Annotated in this window: 11 protein-coding genes; 3 read left to right on the plus strand and 8 right to left on the minus strand. The window is 70.2% G+C overall.

Annotated elements, in window-relative coordinates; genetic code table 11:
* Window positions 1-11: 11 nt before the first annotated feature.
* The 3 genes from GA0070604_RS19960 to GA0070604_RS32015 form a co-directional block, all read right to left on the minus strand.
* Window positions 12-2759 carry a helix-turn-helix transcriptional regulator gene (locus GA0070604_RS19960; protein WP_091120540.1) on the minus strand — a complete coding sequence of 916 codons (2748 nt, stop codon included), beginning with the start codon at window positions 2757-2759 and terminating at the stop codon, window positions 12-14.
* 54 nt (window positions 2760-2813) lie between these two features.
* Window positions 2814-4151: a class I SAM-dependent methyltransferase gene (locus GA0070604_RS19965; protein ID WP_141721353.1), complete on the minus strand. Its 1338-nt coding sequence runs from the start codon at window positions 4149-4151 to the stop codon at window positions 2814-2816.
* A 164-nt stretch (window positions 4152-4315) separates the two neighbouring features.
* Entirely contained in the window at window positions 4316-4573 is a 258-nt protein-coding gene (locus tag GA0070604_RS32015) for a hypothetical protein (protein WP_141721354.1), read from the minus strand.
* Between the two features lie 187 nt (window positions 4574-4760).
* Between GA0070604_RS32015 and GA0070604_RS19970 the strand changes: the two genes are divergently transcribed.
* Window positions 4761-5939: a cytochrome P450 gene (locus GA0070604_RS19970; RefSeq protein ID WP_091120548.1), complete on the plus strand. Its 1179-nt coding sequence runs from the start codon at window positions 4761-4763 to the stop codon at window positions 5937-5939.
* A 104-nt stretch (window positions 5940-6043) separates the two neighbouring features.
* On the opposite strand, the gene GA0070604_RS19975 is transcribed toward GA0070604_RS19970, so the two are convergent.
* The 3 genes from GA0070604_RS19975 to GA0070604_RS19985 are packed head-to-tail and all read right to left on the minus strand — an operon-like array spanning window position 6044 to window position 9148.
* Window positions 6044-7474, minus strand: a complete 1431-nt coding sequence (locus GA0070604_RS19975; RefSeq protein WP_244162014.1) for an acyl-CoA carboxylase subunit beta — start codon at window positions 7472-7474, stop codon at window positions 6044-6046.
* Between the two features lie 7 nt (window positions 7475-7481).
* Window positions 7482-8834 carry a crotonyl-CoA carboxylase/reductase gene (gene ccrA, locus GA0070604_RS19980; RefSeq protein WP_091120551.1) on the minus strand — a complete coding sequence of 451 codons (1353 nt, stop codon included), beginning with the start codon at window positions 8832-8834 and terminating at the stop codon, window positions 7482-7484.
* Window positions 8831-9148, minus strand: coding sequence for a 3-hydroxyacyl-CoA dehydrogenase family protein (locus GA0070604_RS19985; protein ID WP_167363527.1), 318 nt, complete (start codon window positions 9146-9148; stop codon window positions 8831-8833). Before GA0070604_RS19985 ends, ccrA begins: the two co-directional genes overlap by 4 nt.
* Window positions 9149-9637: 489 nt before the next feature.
* Here GA0070604_RS19985 and GA0070604_RS19990 point away from each other — a divergent pair, with 489 nt between their 5' ends.
* Together GA0070604_RS19990 and GA0070604_RS19995 are read left to right on the plus strand one after the other, a co-directional pair.
* Window positions 9638-11968, plus strand: coding sequence for a HelD family protein (locus tag GA0070604_RS19990; RefSeq protein WP_208602131.1), 2331 nt, complete (start codon window positions 9638-9640; stop codon window positions 11966-11968).
* The gene (locus GA0070604_RS19995) at window positions 11965-13584 is read left to right on the plus strand and encodes an MFS transporter (RefSeq protein WP_091120559.1); all 1620 of its coding nucleotides are present in this window, start codon (window positions 11965-11967) and stop codon (window positions 13582-13584) included. Before GA0070604_RS19990 ends, GA0070604_RS19995 begins: the two co-directional genes overlap by 4 nt.
* 59 nt (window positions 13585-13643) lie before the next feature.
* Here the strand turns inward: GA0070604_RS19995 and GA0070604_RS20000 are convergent, their stop codons facing one another.
* Window positions 13644-14678: a GDP-mannose 4,6-dehydratase gene (locus GA0070604_RS20000; protein WP_091120564.1), complete on the minus strand. Its 1035-nt coding sequence runs from the start codon at window positions 14676-14678 to the stop codon at window positions 13644-13646.
* A gap of 13 nt (window positions 14679-14691) precedes the next feature.
* On the minus strand, window positions 14692-16110 hold the full coding sequence (locus tag GA0070604_RS20005) for a glycosyltransferase (RefSeq protein ID WP_091120567.1): 1419 nt from the start codon (window positions 16108-16110) through the stop codon (window positions 14692-14694).

The following is a 16110-nucleotide window of genomic DNA, read 5'->3' on the forward strand; positions in this document are numbered from 1 at the left end:
GCGGCGCGATTTCAGGCGGAGTCGGCAAACGACGACATGCAGGCCGCCGCCAGATCGGCCCGGTTGCTCACGTTGAGCTTGCGGTACGCCTTGGTGAGATGCTGCTCCACTGTGCTCACGGTGATGTACAACTTCTGCGCGATCTCCCGGTTGGTGTGCCCGGTGGCGGCCAGGGCCGTGACCCGCCGTTCCGCCCGGCTCAGCCGGACCAGCCCGCCGTTGGGTTCCTTCATCACCAGCGACTCGGCGTGCTCGTCGGAGGACTCGCGCAGCAGGCTGCGGCGCAGCGGCTCGGCGCGGCACTCCGTGGCCAGCCGCAGCGCCTGCTGGAACACGGCGTTCGCGCGCTGCCGCTCACCCATCGCCCGATGCGCCCGGTGCAGCTCGGCCAGCGCGGTCGCCAGTTCGTACCGGTCACCGGCGGAATGCAGCAGGTCGACGGACTCGCGGAGCAGGTGCAACCGGCCGCGCAGCTCACCGGTGGTCGCCATGGCGCGCAGGGAGATGCCGCGGGTACGCAGCTGCCCCTTGTTGACACGAATCAACTGAGCTTCGGCCATTTTCCGGCCTCGTTCCCGGTCCCCCAGCTTGAGGTACACCTCAGCGGCGGCGGTGCGCCACGGGATGAAGGAGGGTACGTCCATGCCCCACTCCGCGGCCAGGCTCCCACAGGTCAACAGGTCGCTCAGCGCGGCGTGCAGGCGGCCGGACGCCGCGAGATGCAGCCCCCGCGCACAGAGGTAGCGCAGGCCGAACCGGGTCTTGAACATCTCCTGGGGCACCGGCGTCTTGACGTACGCGCCGGCGGTCTCGTGGTCACCTGTCATCGTGGCCGCCTGGATCAGGGTGGCCAGCGGCGCGCCCACGGCGACACCCCACCCGCGGGAGGCGATCCGGTCGAGTGCGGCGCGCGCGTAGCCCGCGGCCTTGGACAGATCGCCCTGGTGCAGCGCGATCTCGGCGCGGACGGCCTCCAGGCGCGCGGTCCAGGTCGGGGCGTACCGCTCGGACGCGGCCGCGAGCAGGGGCTCGCACCAGGTGAGCGCGCGTTCGGTGTGGTCGGAGTAGAGCAGGGCGAGCAGCGCCGACTCCGCAGGCTCCAGGGTCGTCTCGTCCAGATCGATGCCGCGCAGGATCTCCTCGGCCCGGCGCGGGACGTCGGACTTGCCGCCGCAGGTGAGCACCTCGGACAGCAGTGCGGTCGACACGAAGCGCTCGTCGGCGACGACCCCGACGTCCATCGCCTCGGGTGACTGCTGTGCCCCGTACACCTTCTCCGCCAGCGGTGGGTGCCACGAGCGGAGCCAGCGCCTGATCAAGCCTGTCTCCGCACGGATCTGGCTGTCGCTCGCGCGCCCGGTCCGGCCCGCGGCCTCGAGCACCTCCACGGCCTCACCGGTCAGGCCGTGCCAGACCAGCGACCGGGCGACCCCGCACGCCTGCCGGCCCGACAGCAGGCCGCGGCGCGACGACTCGATCAGCGCGGGCAGGTGCCGTACCACGGCGACCGGGTTGCGCCGCCAGACGACTCCGGCCAGCCGGACCAGCGCGGTCGCCCGCTCCTGGTCGTCGGGGCTGCTCCGCAGCGCCAGGTCGAGACAGTCGCTGGCGAAGTCCAGGTCGTCGGTGACAGTGGCGAGCTCGGCGGCCTCCCGCAGCAGGCGCTGGGTCCACCGCCGCGGTGCCTCGCCGATCTCGATCAGGTGACGGGCCACCGTCGAGGCGGACGCGCCCTGCAGGTAGAGCAGTTCGGCCGCCCGCTCGTGCAGTTTGCGCCGCTCGGGGGCAGCGGTGTCCGACAGGATGACGGTCCGGCTCGCGGGATTGCGGAACTCCCCGGCGGACAACAGGCCGGCAGACTCCAGCCGGCGCAGCGCCGCCTGAACCCGCTGCCCCTCGATTCCGACCAGCTCGGCGAGCAGGAAGTCGCCGGCGGGCCGGTCGAGGACCGCGATGCCGCGGGCCACGGCCAGCGTCTCCGGCGAACTTCGGTGCAGACAGGCCAGGAGAGCCTGACCGAACGCGGTACCGGGCTCCTGCGGGTCCGCGCCACCCAGATCGTTCAGCAGCGCCCGGACCAGCAGGGGGTTGCCCCCGCTGAGCCGATGGATTTCGGCGGCCGGCGCGTCCGGCCAGCGGGCCGGCTGTGCGGAGATCAGCGCTTCGACGCCCTCGACCGACAGCAGGGAGAGCTCGATACGCCGCCACCGCCGGTGCCTGAGCAGCTCGGCATGCACCATCGCGGTGCCGGCGTTCTCCTCGTCGGATAGGGAGAGGACCACCAGCGCCTGCGCGCGGCGCAGCCGCGAGACGAGGTCCAGCAGTTCCCGCAGCGACTCGTGGTCGGCGCACTCCACGTCGTCCACCATGATCACGACGGGCTGGGCATCGGCCAGCGCCACCAGTTCGGTGAAGATCACCCGCAGCACGTGCGTACGGGCGGCCGCTCCCTCGGCGCCGGCCGTCGAGGTCGCATCGACAAGGTGGTCCATCTGCCGCCGCAGCCGCTCGGGAGCCGCGCTGCCGCAGAACAACTGCACCAGCACGTCGAACGGGACGTCGGCGCCGGACCGCTTCGCCGTGGCGCCGAACACGATGGCCCCGGACCGCATCGCCTCTTCCGCGAACGCGTCCAGCACCTCCGTCTTGCCGCAACCGACCGGTCCGCTGATCACAGCAAACTGACCCACGCGCGCTCGGCACGCCGCCAGCAGTTCCTCGAGGATCGTTATCTCGGTCATCCGCTCCGCCAGCAACATCACACCCTTGCTCCCCCGTCTCGGCTACCGGCCACTCACGCAGTCCGGCATCGATCAGCCGTGGCTGTCGTTCACCAGTTCGGTTTTCTCACCACGCTGGTCCTCCAGGACCGGCGCGGCACGTTTGCCGGTCTTCGAACCGCTGGCCACCGGCTTCGTCGACGGTGTGCTCCGAGCGCTCGTGGCGTCGCCCGTGGGCTCGAACTCGGGCGGCACCGGGTAGTCGGGCATGAGGAGGCGGGGACCCTGACGCTTCACCTCGTCGGGAATCATCGCGCCGAGACCGCCGTCCTCGTTGACCCCCTTCTCCACGATGGCCATGGAGTGGAAGAAGTGAATGCCCACGACACTGCGGTCGGTAGGTTTGCGCCGGTAGGCGGTGTCGGAGGTCATCGCCTCATAGTTGAGGCCGTCCACCATGTCCTTCAGGTAGCCGACACCGGTGGTCGGGCTCGTGAAATCGCTGCTGGAACCGCCGAAGCCCGGCCAGTACGACGTTTCCATGTCCTCGATGACATAGAGACCGCCGGTGGCGAGGCGCGGAAATAGGAGCTCGAAGGACTTGATCTGGTCCGAGCAGAAGTGGCTGCCGTCATCGATCACGATGTCGAGTTCACCGGTCTGCTGCAGCACCGTCGCCAGGAATTCCGGATCGGCCTGGTTGCCACGGAACGTACGCAACCGCTGCGTCTCCAGGAAACGCTTGTCCTCGATATCGATACCGTAGACGAGGGCCCGCGGAAAGTATCGTTTCCACATCTCCAGCGATGCGCCGCCGCGGTGCGCCTCGTCGAAACCACCAATGCCGATCTCCAGAATACGGATCGGCTGGTCACGGAAGCGGCGGAAGAAGGTCTCGTACTGCCGCGCGTACCAGCGCGCTCCCCATTTGTCGGAACCGAATCGCAGGGCCAGCGCGGCCAGGTCCGCGTTTTGCTCGGCCCGGCGCGCGAAGATCTCCGCCCAGGGCAGCGCCGTACCCCGGCCGCCGGCGGTCAGGAGCCGCGCCACGTCCGCCAGGCCGGTTCCGGCGGCCGGGCCGAAGACGGACCGCAGCATGGCCGCGAAGGCCGGCAGGTCCTGGGATATGTGCACGTCAGCAGCGGTTTCCGCGACACGCGACAGGTCCTGGCTCCAGGCCAGCGGCTCCACCGTCACCTCGTCGCGCTCGGCCCGGACGACATAGCCCACCACGTGGCGGGCGATCTCGAGATCGTGCTGCACGACGACCTTGTCGCGACCGTCGTGCGGCAGGACGTCCAGGAACAGTTCTGCGTACAGCAGCTCCAGAACGCGCTGATGCTGTAACCGGTTCGCAATTCTGAGAATTGCTTCGTCATCGCCATTCGCGGCCCGGGTCAGCTCTCCGACAGCGGCCATTTTATCGTCCATCGAAGCCACCACATCCTCGATCGATCATCATCACTGACTATGTCTAGGTCATGCCTATCACCGAAGATCCACGCGGTGAACCCCTAGAACCCCTGCCACTACATAGGGGCGGGTGGTGACTGGTCGCGTGTGGGAGTATCGAGCGCACGACTTTCCCCGTGGTATCACAGGCGCCACCCGCCATGTCGTTTCATGGGTACGGGCGCGCGCCGAGTACGCCACCATTCGCCATTGACCTTCCCGGCATCCGTGAATACCGCTGCCGCCGAGGACCATATTTCCTCGGCGTCTCGATGTGCGGCCACGCACACCCGGACGCCCGCGGCCGTCGCCGCCGAGCTGATCCCGGCAATCAGCACCGGCCGACATGGGCCATCGGCGACCACCACTGTCAGTGTGCCATCGATCACCAGAAGCAACAAGTCTGGATCCAAAGGGGACGAATGACCAGCACTCTTTTCACATCGGGGCAAGGCACCCGCGGCGCCGGCCGGGCGCGCAGGGCACGCTGCCGCGGAGATAGGGGTTAACGGTCATGGCGACCGACGTTAGCTTCGATCTGGCCTCGCACGCCGTGAGCGGGCGACGAAGAAACACCAGGGAGGGACCATGCCAGACGCCAGATTCCCGTTTCCGGAGTCCGGGGGCGCCGGCCCCGCACCGGAGTTCGCCGAGTTGCCCGACCGCAGTCCCTGCCCCGTCACCCTGCACGGCGGCACCCCCGCGCTCCTGCTCACCGGGTACGACGACGTGCGTCGGGTGGTGACCGATCCGCGGTTCGACCGCGTCGGCGCGGCCCGGGTGGGGCTGACCAACCGCTCGCCCGAGTCGCTGCAGCACGACGGCGCCGACGCGCCCGACCCGGCCCGCCGGCGCCGGACCATCACCACGGCGTTCACCGCGCGGCGGGCACAGACGCTGGTACCGGAGATCGAGGACATCGTCGCCGGCCTGATCGACGAGCTGCGCGGCCACGGCGAGTCGGTCGACTTCCACGACGCCTTCGCGCAGCCCCTGGCGGTCCGGGTGATCTGCCGGCTGCTCGGCATACCGTACGCGGACTACGAAACCTTCGGCCCGCTGGTGCAGGTCCTCATGTCAGCCACGGCGTACCCGCCGGAGCAGGTGCACGCGGCGCACGGGCAGCTGTTCACCTACTTCGCCTCCCTCTACGACCGGCGCGCGGCGCAGTCCGAGCCGCAGGAGCAGGACGTGCTCACCGACCTGATCGAGGCGACCCGCACGGGCGAGCCGATGAGCCGGGAGGAGGCTATCCACGCGGGCTACGGCCTGCTCATGGCCGGCTACGAGACGACCAGTCACCAGCTGACCATCTGCCTGTACCTGCTGCTGTCGGAGCGCGGCCGCTGGGAGCGGCTGCTCGCCTCACCCGAGCTCGTCCCGACCGCGGTGGAGGAACTGCTGCGCTCGACCTCGCTGCTGTCCACCGGTGGAGCGCCGCACATCGCGAGCGCCCCGGCGACACTCGGTGACGTGCCGGTCGAGCCCGGTCAGGTGGTCGTGCCGGTCTTCGCCGCCGCGAACCGCGACCCGCAGGCGTTCGACCGCCCGGACGAGATCGACCTGGAGCGCAGCCCCAACCCGCACCTGGCGTTCGGGCACGGCCGGCACGTCTGTCTGGGCGCCTCGCTGGCCCGAATCGAGCTGACCACGGCGATCTCGGCCCTGCTGCGGGAGCTTCCCACGCTGCGGCTGACCGGGGCGGACCTCAAGTGGCGGGAGGGGACCTTCATCCGCGGCCTCACCGCCCTGCCGGTGCGGTGGTGACCGGGCGGCGACGCCCGTCACGGTGGATCTGGGACTGACAACGGCACCCGGCCTGCTGGCCGGGTGCCGTTGGGCGTGGGTGGCGCGCAGTCGGCGGCCGTGGATCAGAGCGGGATGTTGCCGTGGCTGCCGCTGGCGGAAGGCGCTGTGGCCAGGGCCGTCGCGATGCGGCGGCGGCTGACCGCCGGGTCGATCACCTCGTCGATCATCCCCAGCGCGACCCCGCGTTGCACGCCCCCGGAGATGCGGCGGTGTTCGGCGGCCAGCTCCCGCTGCAGCCGTTCCCGGTCCTCCCCCGTCGACGCGGCCAGGGCCCGGCGGTGCAGCACACCGACCGCCGCCTCCGGGCCCATGACGTCCACCTCGGCGTCCGGCCAGGCCAGGACCGTGGTGGCGCCCAGCGACCGGGAGTTCATCGCGATGTAGGCCCCGCCGTAGGACTTGCGGGTCACCAGGGTGACCCGAGGGACGACCGCCTCACCGAACGCGTACAGCAGCTTGGCGCCCCGGCGGATGACACCGCCCCACTCCTGGCCGACACCCGGCAGGTAGCCGGGCACGTCGACCACCACGAGCAGCGGGATGCCGAACGAGTCACAGGTACGCACGAAACGGGCCGCCTTCTCCGCGCTCAGCGAGTCCAGGCAGCCTCCCCGGCGCAGCGGATTGTTCGCCACCACGCCGATCGCCCGTCCGGCGAGGCGGCCGAAACCCACGACGACGTTGCGGGCCCAGCCGGCCTGCAACTCCAGGAAACGGGGACCTCCGTCCGGCTCGTCGAGCAGGCGGTGGATGACCGGGTGTACGTCGTAGGCCCGCCGCGCCGAGGCCGGCAGGACAGCCGCCAGGCCGTCGTCGTCCTTGATGGATGACAGGTCGAACCAGCCGGGCCGGGTGAACACACCGACGAGATGGCGGGTGGTCGCATAGGCCTCGGACTCCGAGTCGGCACTCAGATGCACCACCCCGGACCTGCGCCCGTGCGCATCGAGCCCGCCGAGTCCCTCCATGTCGATGTTCTCGCCGGTCACCGAGCGGACCACGTCGGGGCCGGTGACGAACATCCGGCCGCCGTTCGCCATGACCACCACGTCGGTGAGGGCCGGGCCGTATGCGGCCGCGCCGGCCGCCGGCCCCAGCACCACCGAGATCTGCGGGATGCGTCCGGAGGCCCGGATGATCGCGGCGAAGATCCGACCGACGCCGTCCATCGAGAGCACACCCTCGGTCAGCCGCGCACCGCCGGAGTGCCAGAGACCGATCACCGGCACCCGGTCGCGGACGGCGATGTCGATGGCCGCCACGACCTGCAGGCTCTCTTCGGCGCCCAGCGACCCGCCGATGCGGGTGGGGTCAGTGCAGAAGACGACCACGGGGCTGCCGTCGATCCGGGCACGTCCCGCCTTGACGGCGTCATCGGGATGGAACAGCCGCAGCGAATCCGGGTCCACCAGCTGGGCCAGTCGAGTCAGCGGGGCGCGGGGGTCGCTCCCGGCCTGCTCCGCCACCGTCTCTGTCGCCGTGACCATGGCCATGTGTGCCTCACTTCTCGTCCGGCCCGGTGGCCCGGAATCGGTTGATGGCGGTTTCGTGCCGCGCGCGCGTCTCGGGATCGGTGACACCGCCGCCCTCGGCGGCGAGGCACAGCACCCCGACCTTGCCCAGGTGCCGGTTGGCGTGGACGTCGTCGACCGCCTGCTGTACCCGGGCGAGCGGGTAGGCCAGCGACAGAGTCGGATGGATCCGGCCGCGCGTCACCAGCCGGTTCGCCAGCCAGGCTTCTCGGTAGTTGGCGAAGTGCGAGCCGATGATGCGCTTCAGGTGCATCCACAGGTACCGGTTGTCGAACTCGTGGCGGAAGCCGGACGTGGAGGCGCAGGTGACGATGACACCGCCGCGCCGCGCGACGTAGACGGACGCGCCGAAGGTCTCCCGGCCCGGATGCTCGAACACGATGTCCGGGTCCTCACCGCCGGTCAGCTCCCGGATCCGCGCGCCGAGCCGCCGCCACTCGCGGGGATCCTGGGTGTGTTCGTCGGTCCAGAACCGGTACTGCTCGGCGCTGCGGTCGATCACCGCGGTGGCGCCCATCGCGCGGCAGATCTCCGCCTTCTGCGGGTTCGAGACGACGCAGATCGGTGTCGCGCCACCGTTGAGGACGTACTGGGTGGCGTGGGAACCCAGGCCGCCTGCGGCGCCCCAGACCAGCACGTTGTCGCCCTGGCGCAGGGCGGCCCCGTGGTGGGACACGAGCTGCCGGTAGGCGGTCGAGTTCACCAGGCCCAGCGAGGCGGCCTCCTCCCAGGTCAGGTGGGCGGCCTTGGGCATCAGCTGGTTGGTCTTGACCAGGGCCAGCTCGGCCAGGCCGCCGAAGTTGGTCTCGAAGCCCCAGATGCGCTGCTGAGGGTCGAGCATCGCGTCGTCGTGGCCGTCCGGTTCCTCCAGGTCGACGGAGAGGCAGTGCGCCACTACCCGGTCGCCGGGGTGCCAGTTGCGCACTCCGGGGCCGGTCCGCAGCACGACGCCGGCCAGATCGGAACCCACCACGTGGTACGGCAGGTCGTGGCGGGCCGCCAGACCACCGGTGCGGGCGTACCGCTTGAGGAAGTGGAAGGTCGGCACGGGCGCGAACAGCGCACTCCACACGGTGTTGTAGTTGATCGAGCTCGCCATGACGGCGATGAGCGCTTCGCCCGGCCCCGGCTCGGGCGTCGCCACCTCCTTGAGGTGCAGGGCCTTGCCGGGCTGGCGGTCCTCGACGGCCACACCGTCGAACATCCGCTGTTCCTCCTCGAGGAGCACGGCCGCCCGGTAGCTGGACGGGACCGTCAGCGCCTCGACGGCCTCGCGTCCGGCGTCGGCCGACTCGAGCGTCTCCACGAAAGCACGGTTCATCGACTCGCACCTTTGTTCTGGCGGGCGACACGGATACCGCCGCCGGTCTTGCGACCGGGCCGGCCGGTCGCGACGAGGGTGGTCATCACCGGCGCTGGGTTGACTCCCCCGTCCGCCATGAGCTTGAGCGCCCGGCCGGGGCCCAGGTCGTCGAGCATGGCCAGCCGGCCGGCACTCGGACCGCCGTCGAGACGCATGGCGGTGTCGACATCGGAACCGGTGGGGTAGCCCTGCTGGCAGAGGTCCACCGCCCGGTTGAGATACCGCAGCATCAGCACGCGCTCGGCAGCGATCTCGTGCTCCAGTACAGTCATCGCCACCCCTGATTCCGTATTTCCACATGGCCGCAGCCGCGGGACTAATGCGGACTTTAAGAGGGCCGGGCGGCAGCGGAAACCCCTATCAAAAGGCGAGCCGGATCCGTTTTCACTTAGGGGTTGGCGGGTGGAAACCGACTTCATAACGTGAAAGCGGATTCCTGTTTGCCGTATACCTCACGACGCGCTCGGCAGCGCTCTGAGCTGGGCGGAAGCCGGGAACCACACCCTGGACAGCCCCGGATCGCCCAGGCCCGGCAGCGCAGAAGCACCCGCTTCCAGCGTCCATTCCGGTGTGCCAATTCCGCGACAGCCGGCACCGGCGACATCTGGTGAATGGCAGACGTCCGACGACAGCGCACCGTGGAATGTCTCGGGAGCAGCCCGGGAGGTCAAGCAGGGAGAGGACGCGACAACAGCCCGTCGGCACGATACGATACTGCAGGCAGCACGAAACCGATCCGTCCAATTTCAGGATACCGTGAGGTGACGCTCTTGTCAAGTCTTTCCTCCGAGGCATCCGCCAAGGCCACGGCCGACCCCCTCGATGAGGAGCGGCGCTACGTGGCGATGCTCTACCGCAAGATCGACGAGTTGCGCGACCTCGCCGCCCAGCGGATGGAGCGGGCGCTGCGCAACACCGGGCGCACCCCGGCGGCCCGGGCCGAACGCGACGCTTCCACCACGATGTACCGCGAGCGGATCCGCCAACTCGAAGGGGTCGACGAACGGCTCTGCTTCGGCCGGCTCGACATGGACGACGGCGAAACCCACTACGTCGGCCGGATGGGGCTACTCGACGAGGACGACCAGACCTCGCTGCTCGTGGACTGGCGGGCACCGGCCGCACGCCCGTTCTACCTCGCCAACGCGATCTCCCGGGAGGGCGTACGCCGGCGCCGGCAACTGCGGATGAAGGGGCGCACGGTCACCGGCCTGCACGACGAGATCCTCGACGTGGCCGCCGCGCCGGCGCACAGCATGAGTTCGCTGACCAACGAGGCGGCGCTGATGGCGGCGCTCACCGCCAGCCGCACCGGCCAGATGCAGGACATCGTCGCCACCATCCAGGCCGAGCAGGACGAGATCATCCGGGCCGACATCAACGGCGTGCTGGTCGTGCAGGGCGGGCCCGGCACCGGCAAGACCGCGGTCGCGCTGCACCGGGTGGCCTACCTGCTCTACGCCCACCGGGACCGGCTGGAAAAGCGCGGCGCGCTCGTTCTCGGGCCGAACGCGACGTTCCTGCGGTACATCAGCCAGGTGCTGCCGTCGCTGGGTGAGACCGGCGCGCTGCTGTGCACAGTGGGTGATCTCTTCCCCGGTGTCACCGCCACCGGCCACGAACCGGACGAGGTGGCCGAGATCAAGGGCCGGGCCGCGATGGTGCCGGTCATGGCGAACGCCGTGTACGACCGGCAGGAGACGCCGGTGGTCAAGGAGGTGTTGTTCGAGGGTGACCGGCTGCGGCTCACCCGCAAGGTCACCGCCGGCGCCAAGCGGCTGGCGCGCGACACCCTACGTCCGCACAACGAGGCCCGGCCGTTCTTCGTCCGGGAGATCCTCAAGGCGCTGACCGACCAGGTGGCCACGAACATCGGGCGGCATCTCCTCGAGGACGACGACATCGAGCAGATCCGGATCGACCTCTCCCGTTCCCCGGAGGTGCGCCAGGCCCTGCAGGAGCTCTGGCCGATCCTCACGCCGGAGCAGTTGCTGGCCGATCTCTACGCCAGCCCGGAGCGCATCGAGGCGGCCACCCCGGACTTCACCCCAGCGGAGCGGGAGCTGCTGCGGCGTGACCGGTCCGCGCCGTGGACCCCCAGCGACGTGCCTCTGCTGGACGAGGCCGCCGAGCTGCTCGGCTGGGACGACAGCGCCGACCGCGCCCGGCAGATCGCCCAGTGGCGCGCCGACACCGAGTACGCCGAGGGCGTCCTGCAGATCCTCAGGTACGAGGAGGACGAGATCGACGAGGAGGTGCTGCAGGCCACCGACGTGATCGACGCGTGGGAGCTGGCGGACCGGCACGACGACGACGGCTACCTGTCGGTGTCGGAACGGGCCGCCACCGACCGTACCTGGGCTTTCGGGCACATCGTGGTGGACGAGGCGCAGGAGTTGTCGCCCATGGTGTGGCGGCTGCTGATGCGCCGCAGCCCGAGCCGCTCGATGACGGTGGTGGGTGACGTGGCGCAGACCAGCGACCCCAGCGGCACCACCACGTGGGGCGACGTCTTCGCGCCGTACGTGGAGGACCGCTGGCGGCTGACCGAGCTCACCGTCAACTACCGGACGCCGGCGGAGGTCATGGCCGTCGCCGCGGACGTGCTCGCCGCGATCGGTCCGGGCCTAAAGCCGCCCCGTTCGGCGCGGTCGTCCGGCATCCAGCCCTGGGCCATGCGGGTGGACGACTACCTGAGCGACGCGCCGGCGGTGGCCGCCGCGGAGAGGGCGGCCATGGACGACGGCCAGCTGGCCGTCGTGGCGCCGACAGCACTGGTGCGCCCGCTCGGTGACGCCATCCGGGCCCGGGTGCAGTGCGACGTCGTAGTCGGTGACGACATCTCGCTGGGGGCCGGGATGGTGGTGCTCGACGTCCGGCAGGTGAAGGGACTCGAGTTCGACTCGGTCCTGGTCATCGACCCCGACGGCATCATCGGCGAGGCCCGCCGCGGCCTCAGCGACCTGTACGTGGCCCTGACCCGCACCACCAAGCAGCTGGGCGTCCTGCACCGCGGCGATCTGCCGGCCGCCCTGGGCCGGCTGACCGAACGCAACCAAGAGAGCAAACGAGCACACGAGGGGGTGCGATGAGTACCACATCAGACTCTCCGGTGGCCCCGCAGGCTCCGGCCGCCGCGACCAAGGGCGCCCTGATGGCCGTCTACGGAATGCTGCTGGCCATGTTCGTCGCGGTCCTGGCCCCCACGGTCGTCACGGTGGCGCTGCCCCGGATCGTCACCGAGCTCGGCGGCTCGCAGTCGTCGTACACCTGGATCGTGACCGCCGAACTGCTGGCGATGACCGCCACGGTCCCGCTGTGGGGCAAGCTCGCCGACCTGTACAGCAAGAAGCGGCTGCTGCAGATCTCGCTGGGGCTGTTCGTGCTCGGTTCGATCGTGGCCGGCCTGGCCGGCTCCGTCTGGGTGCTCATCGTCAGCCGGGTCGCGCAGGGCATCGGCGCCGGCGGTCTCACCGCGATGGTGCCGGTGGTGATGGCGGTGATCGTGCCGTTCCGCGAGCGGGGCAAGTACATGGGACTCTTCGGTGCCGTGTTCACGGTCGGCACCATCATCGGGCCGCCGCTCGGCGGCATCCTCGCCGAGACGCCGGGCCTCGGATGGCGGCTCTGCTTCTTCTTCGGCGTGCCGTTCGCACTGCTGTCCATGGTGGTGCTGCAACGCACGTTCCATCTGCCCACCACACGCCGGGCGGTACACGTCGACTACCTCGGCGCCGCGCTGATCGTCATCGGCGCATGTGCCCTGCTGGTGTGGTGCTCGCTGGCCGGCGACGTTTTCGCATGGGGTTCGGTGTGGACGCCGGTGCTGGTCGCCGGTGGTGTCATCGCCCTGGCGCTGGCCGTGTGGGTCGAGGCCCGCAGTCCGGAGCCGGTGATCCCGCTGGCGTTGTTCCGCAACCGCGCCGTCGCCCTCACCACGCTCGCGAGCCTGCTCGTCGGCATCGTCATGTTCGGTGGCACCGTGTTCGTCCCTCCGTACCTGCAGCTGTCCCAGGGCCGGTCACCGGCGCAGACCGGCCTGCTGAGCCTGCCGATGGCGCTGGGCATCGTCCTGGCGTCCACCGTCGCCGGGCGGCTCATCAGCAGGACCGGCCGTTGGAAGGCCATCCTGGCCGGCGGCGGCGTGCTGGCCGCTGCCGGCACGATCATGCTGGCCATGGTCGGCGAGGACACCGGCCTGTTGTGGTTCGAGATCGCCATCACCCTGCTCGGGCTCGGCGTCGGCTGCCTGCTGCAGAATCTGGTGCTGGTGGCGCAGAGCTCGGTGGACATGCGCCAACTCGGCGTGGCGACCTCCGCTCTGTCGTTCTTCCGGAGCCTGGGCGGCTCGATCGGGGTGACCGTGCTGGGTGCGGTCTTCGCCCACCGGGTCCAGTCGATCATCGGCGACCGGGCGCCCAGCGGGAACAGTGTCGGCTCCGGCGGTGACGCCCTGCCCGACCTGAGCACTCTTCCGGATGCGGCGCGGCAGGCGGTCGAGCAGGCGTATGCGATCGCCACCGGGGGCATCTTCCTGCTCACGGTTCCGTTCGCCGTGGCGATGCTGGTCGCGGTGGCGTTGCTCAAGCAGCGCCCGCTCGCCTCACCGTTCGGCGCGCCGCCCGGCCCGCCGAACAAGGGCGCCGGTCGCCCGGACGGACCGGAACCGACCCTGGCCCAGGGGCCGGACGTGCCGCAGGCGGGCTGATCCACGAAGCGCGACGGTCCGGCCCCCGCGGGGGCCGGACCGTCGCCGGGCGAGCGCCGTCACCAGTCGGCGTGCGGCGAGAGCTCGTCGTACTTCTGGGCGCGGGTCAGCTGGGCCAGGTCCGACTCGACCATCATCGTCATGAGCTCCTCGAACTTCAGGCGGGGCTGCCAGCCGAGCTCTCTGCGCGCCCGGCTCGGATCGGCGCAGAGCGTCTCGACTTCCGCGGGACGGACGAACTCCTTGTCGACGACCACGTAGTCATGCCAGTCGAGCCCGACGGCGTCGAAGGCGATCCGAACCGCGTCACGCACCGAGTGCATGATGCCGGTGCCGACCACGTAGTCGGTCGGCTCGTCCTGCTGGAGCATGAGGTGCATCGCGCCCACGTAGTCGCCGGCGAAGCCCCAGTCGCGCCGCGCGTCGAGGTTGCCGAGCTTCAGTTCGGTGGCCATGCCGAGCTTGATCTTCGCCACGGTGTGCGAGATCTTGCGCGTCACGAACTCCATGCCCCGGCGCGGCGACTCGTGGTTGAACAGGATGCCGGAGACGGCGTACATGCCGAAGGACTCGCGGTAGTTGCAGGTGATGTAGTGCCCGTACGCCTTGGCGACGCCGTACGGGCTGCGGGGGTGGAACGTCGTGGTCTCCGACTGCGGCGTCTCGACGACCTTGCCGAACATCTCCGACGACGACGCCTGATAGAAGCGGATGGTGCCGGACGACGCGGACCGCCCCTGCGAGCTGACGCCCGAGACGGTCCGGATGGCCTCCAGCATGCGCAGGACGCCGAGGCCGGTGACCTCGCCGGTCAGTTCCGCCTGCTGCCAGGACATCGGCACGTACGAGATCGCTCCGAGGTTGTAGACCTCGTCGGGCTGCGCCCGGTCGATGGCCCCGATCAGGCTGCTCTGGTCCAGCAGGTCGCCCTCGATGAAGCGCAGGTCGTGCACCAGCCGGCTGATCCGCGACTTGCGCGGATTGGCCTGGCCGCGGACCAGTCCCCAGACCTGGTAGCCCTGCTCGAGAAGATGCTCGGCCAGGTACGAGCCGTCCTGGCCGGTGATGCCGGTAATCAACGCTCGGCGCGCCATGGTGCCTCCTTGCTCAGCGGGACGTGGTCTGGTCGGCGGGTGCGGAGTCGGTCACCGGGCCGGGGCGGTCGAGGCTGTCGAGGATGACGTCGGCCGCGGCGGTGCTCCCACCGGCCGAGCGCAGCTCCCGCGCCCAGTGCTCGGCCGCGGTCCGGAAAGCCGGGTCGTTGAGAATCTTCGTGATCTTGAGGACGATCTCGTCGATGTCGGGGGTGTCGACGTTGGGTACCACCAGCCCGGCACCGCTGTCCGCGGCGCGGGCCGCGAAGTCGTTGCAGTCCATCCAGAACGGCATGACAAGCAGCGGCTTGCCGTGCACCAGCCCCTCGTGGAAGGCGTTGCCGCCGCCGTGGTTGAAGAACAGCCGTACGTGCGGATGCGCCAGAACGGCCAGCTGCGATGGAAGCCACGCCTCCACCCGCAGGTTTGCGGGCAGCTTGGCGGGCAGCAGCCGCTGCTGTGCCTCGGGCAGTTTCCACAGCACGTGGTGCCGCGGCCCGAGGCGGCGGGCGACCTCCACCAGCGCCTGCACCTGTCCCGCCGACGGGCGCATGAACGTACCAAAGCCGATGTAGACGATGGACTTGTGCGCATCGATCCAGGCGTCGAGATCCGGATCCGGGGTGACCGGCCCGGAGTCGGCGGGCAGTACCGCACCGACCATCCGCAGGTTCGGCGGAACGTCCGGGAACGGGTACTCCAGGCCGAACACCGAGCAACCGAGCACGGCGGCGGCTGCCCGCGCGTAGTGCGACGGGATTCCTGCGGCGTTCGGCAGACCCTCGGCCTTGCGGCGTTGCAGCGCCGCCAGAGCCGGCCGCAGCCGCCGGGGGCTGAGCATGACGGCGCGCGTACCGAGCCGGTACAGCACGTTGCCGATCCGTTGGCGCGGCGACATCCGCGCCGGCAGGCCCGACCCGGGCGTCGGGTAGCTCCACGGCAGGGTGTCCACGAAAAAGCTGCTGACCGGTACTGCGATCGTCAGCACGTACGGGATCCCGCGCTTCATCGCCGCGTCGATGGCCCATCCGGTGCAGGAGTCGGTGACGATCAGGTCGGGCCGGACCTCGTCGATGGTCGCCAGCATCCGTCGGTAGAGTTCGTCGGTGTACTCGTGATCGACGTTGGTGTCCATGAAGGCCGCGAAATCGCGGACCGGTCGGCCGGTCGTCATCGCCCGCAGCGTCCGCTGGCCCCAGTTGGCCGGCCACAGGTGCGGCCGGTACCGGCCGAGTGAGACGAACCGGACCGGCCCCTCGCCGTCGTCCGCGCCGATCCGCCGGATCTCGTCCGCCCGCTCGTCGGTGCAGGCGAACCACAGCTGCGCGTCCCGCCGCACCAGTTCCTGGGCGACGGCGAGCAGCGGGTTGATCAGGCCCGCGCTGGGCAGGCTGGCGAAGAGCAGCCTGCCGCGGGCCGAGCCGTCCGTCAT

The sequence above is a fragment of the Micromonospora eburnea genome, from assembly GCF_900090225.1.
In the GTDB taxonomy this organism is placed as follows: domain Bacteria; phylum Actinomycetota; class Actinomycetes; order Mycobacteriales; family Micromonosporaceae; genus Micromonospora; species Micromonospora eburnea.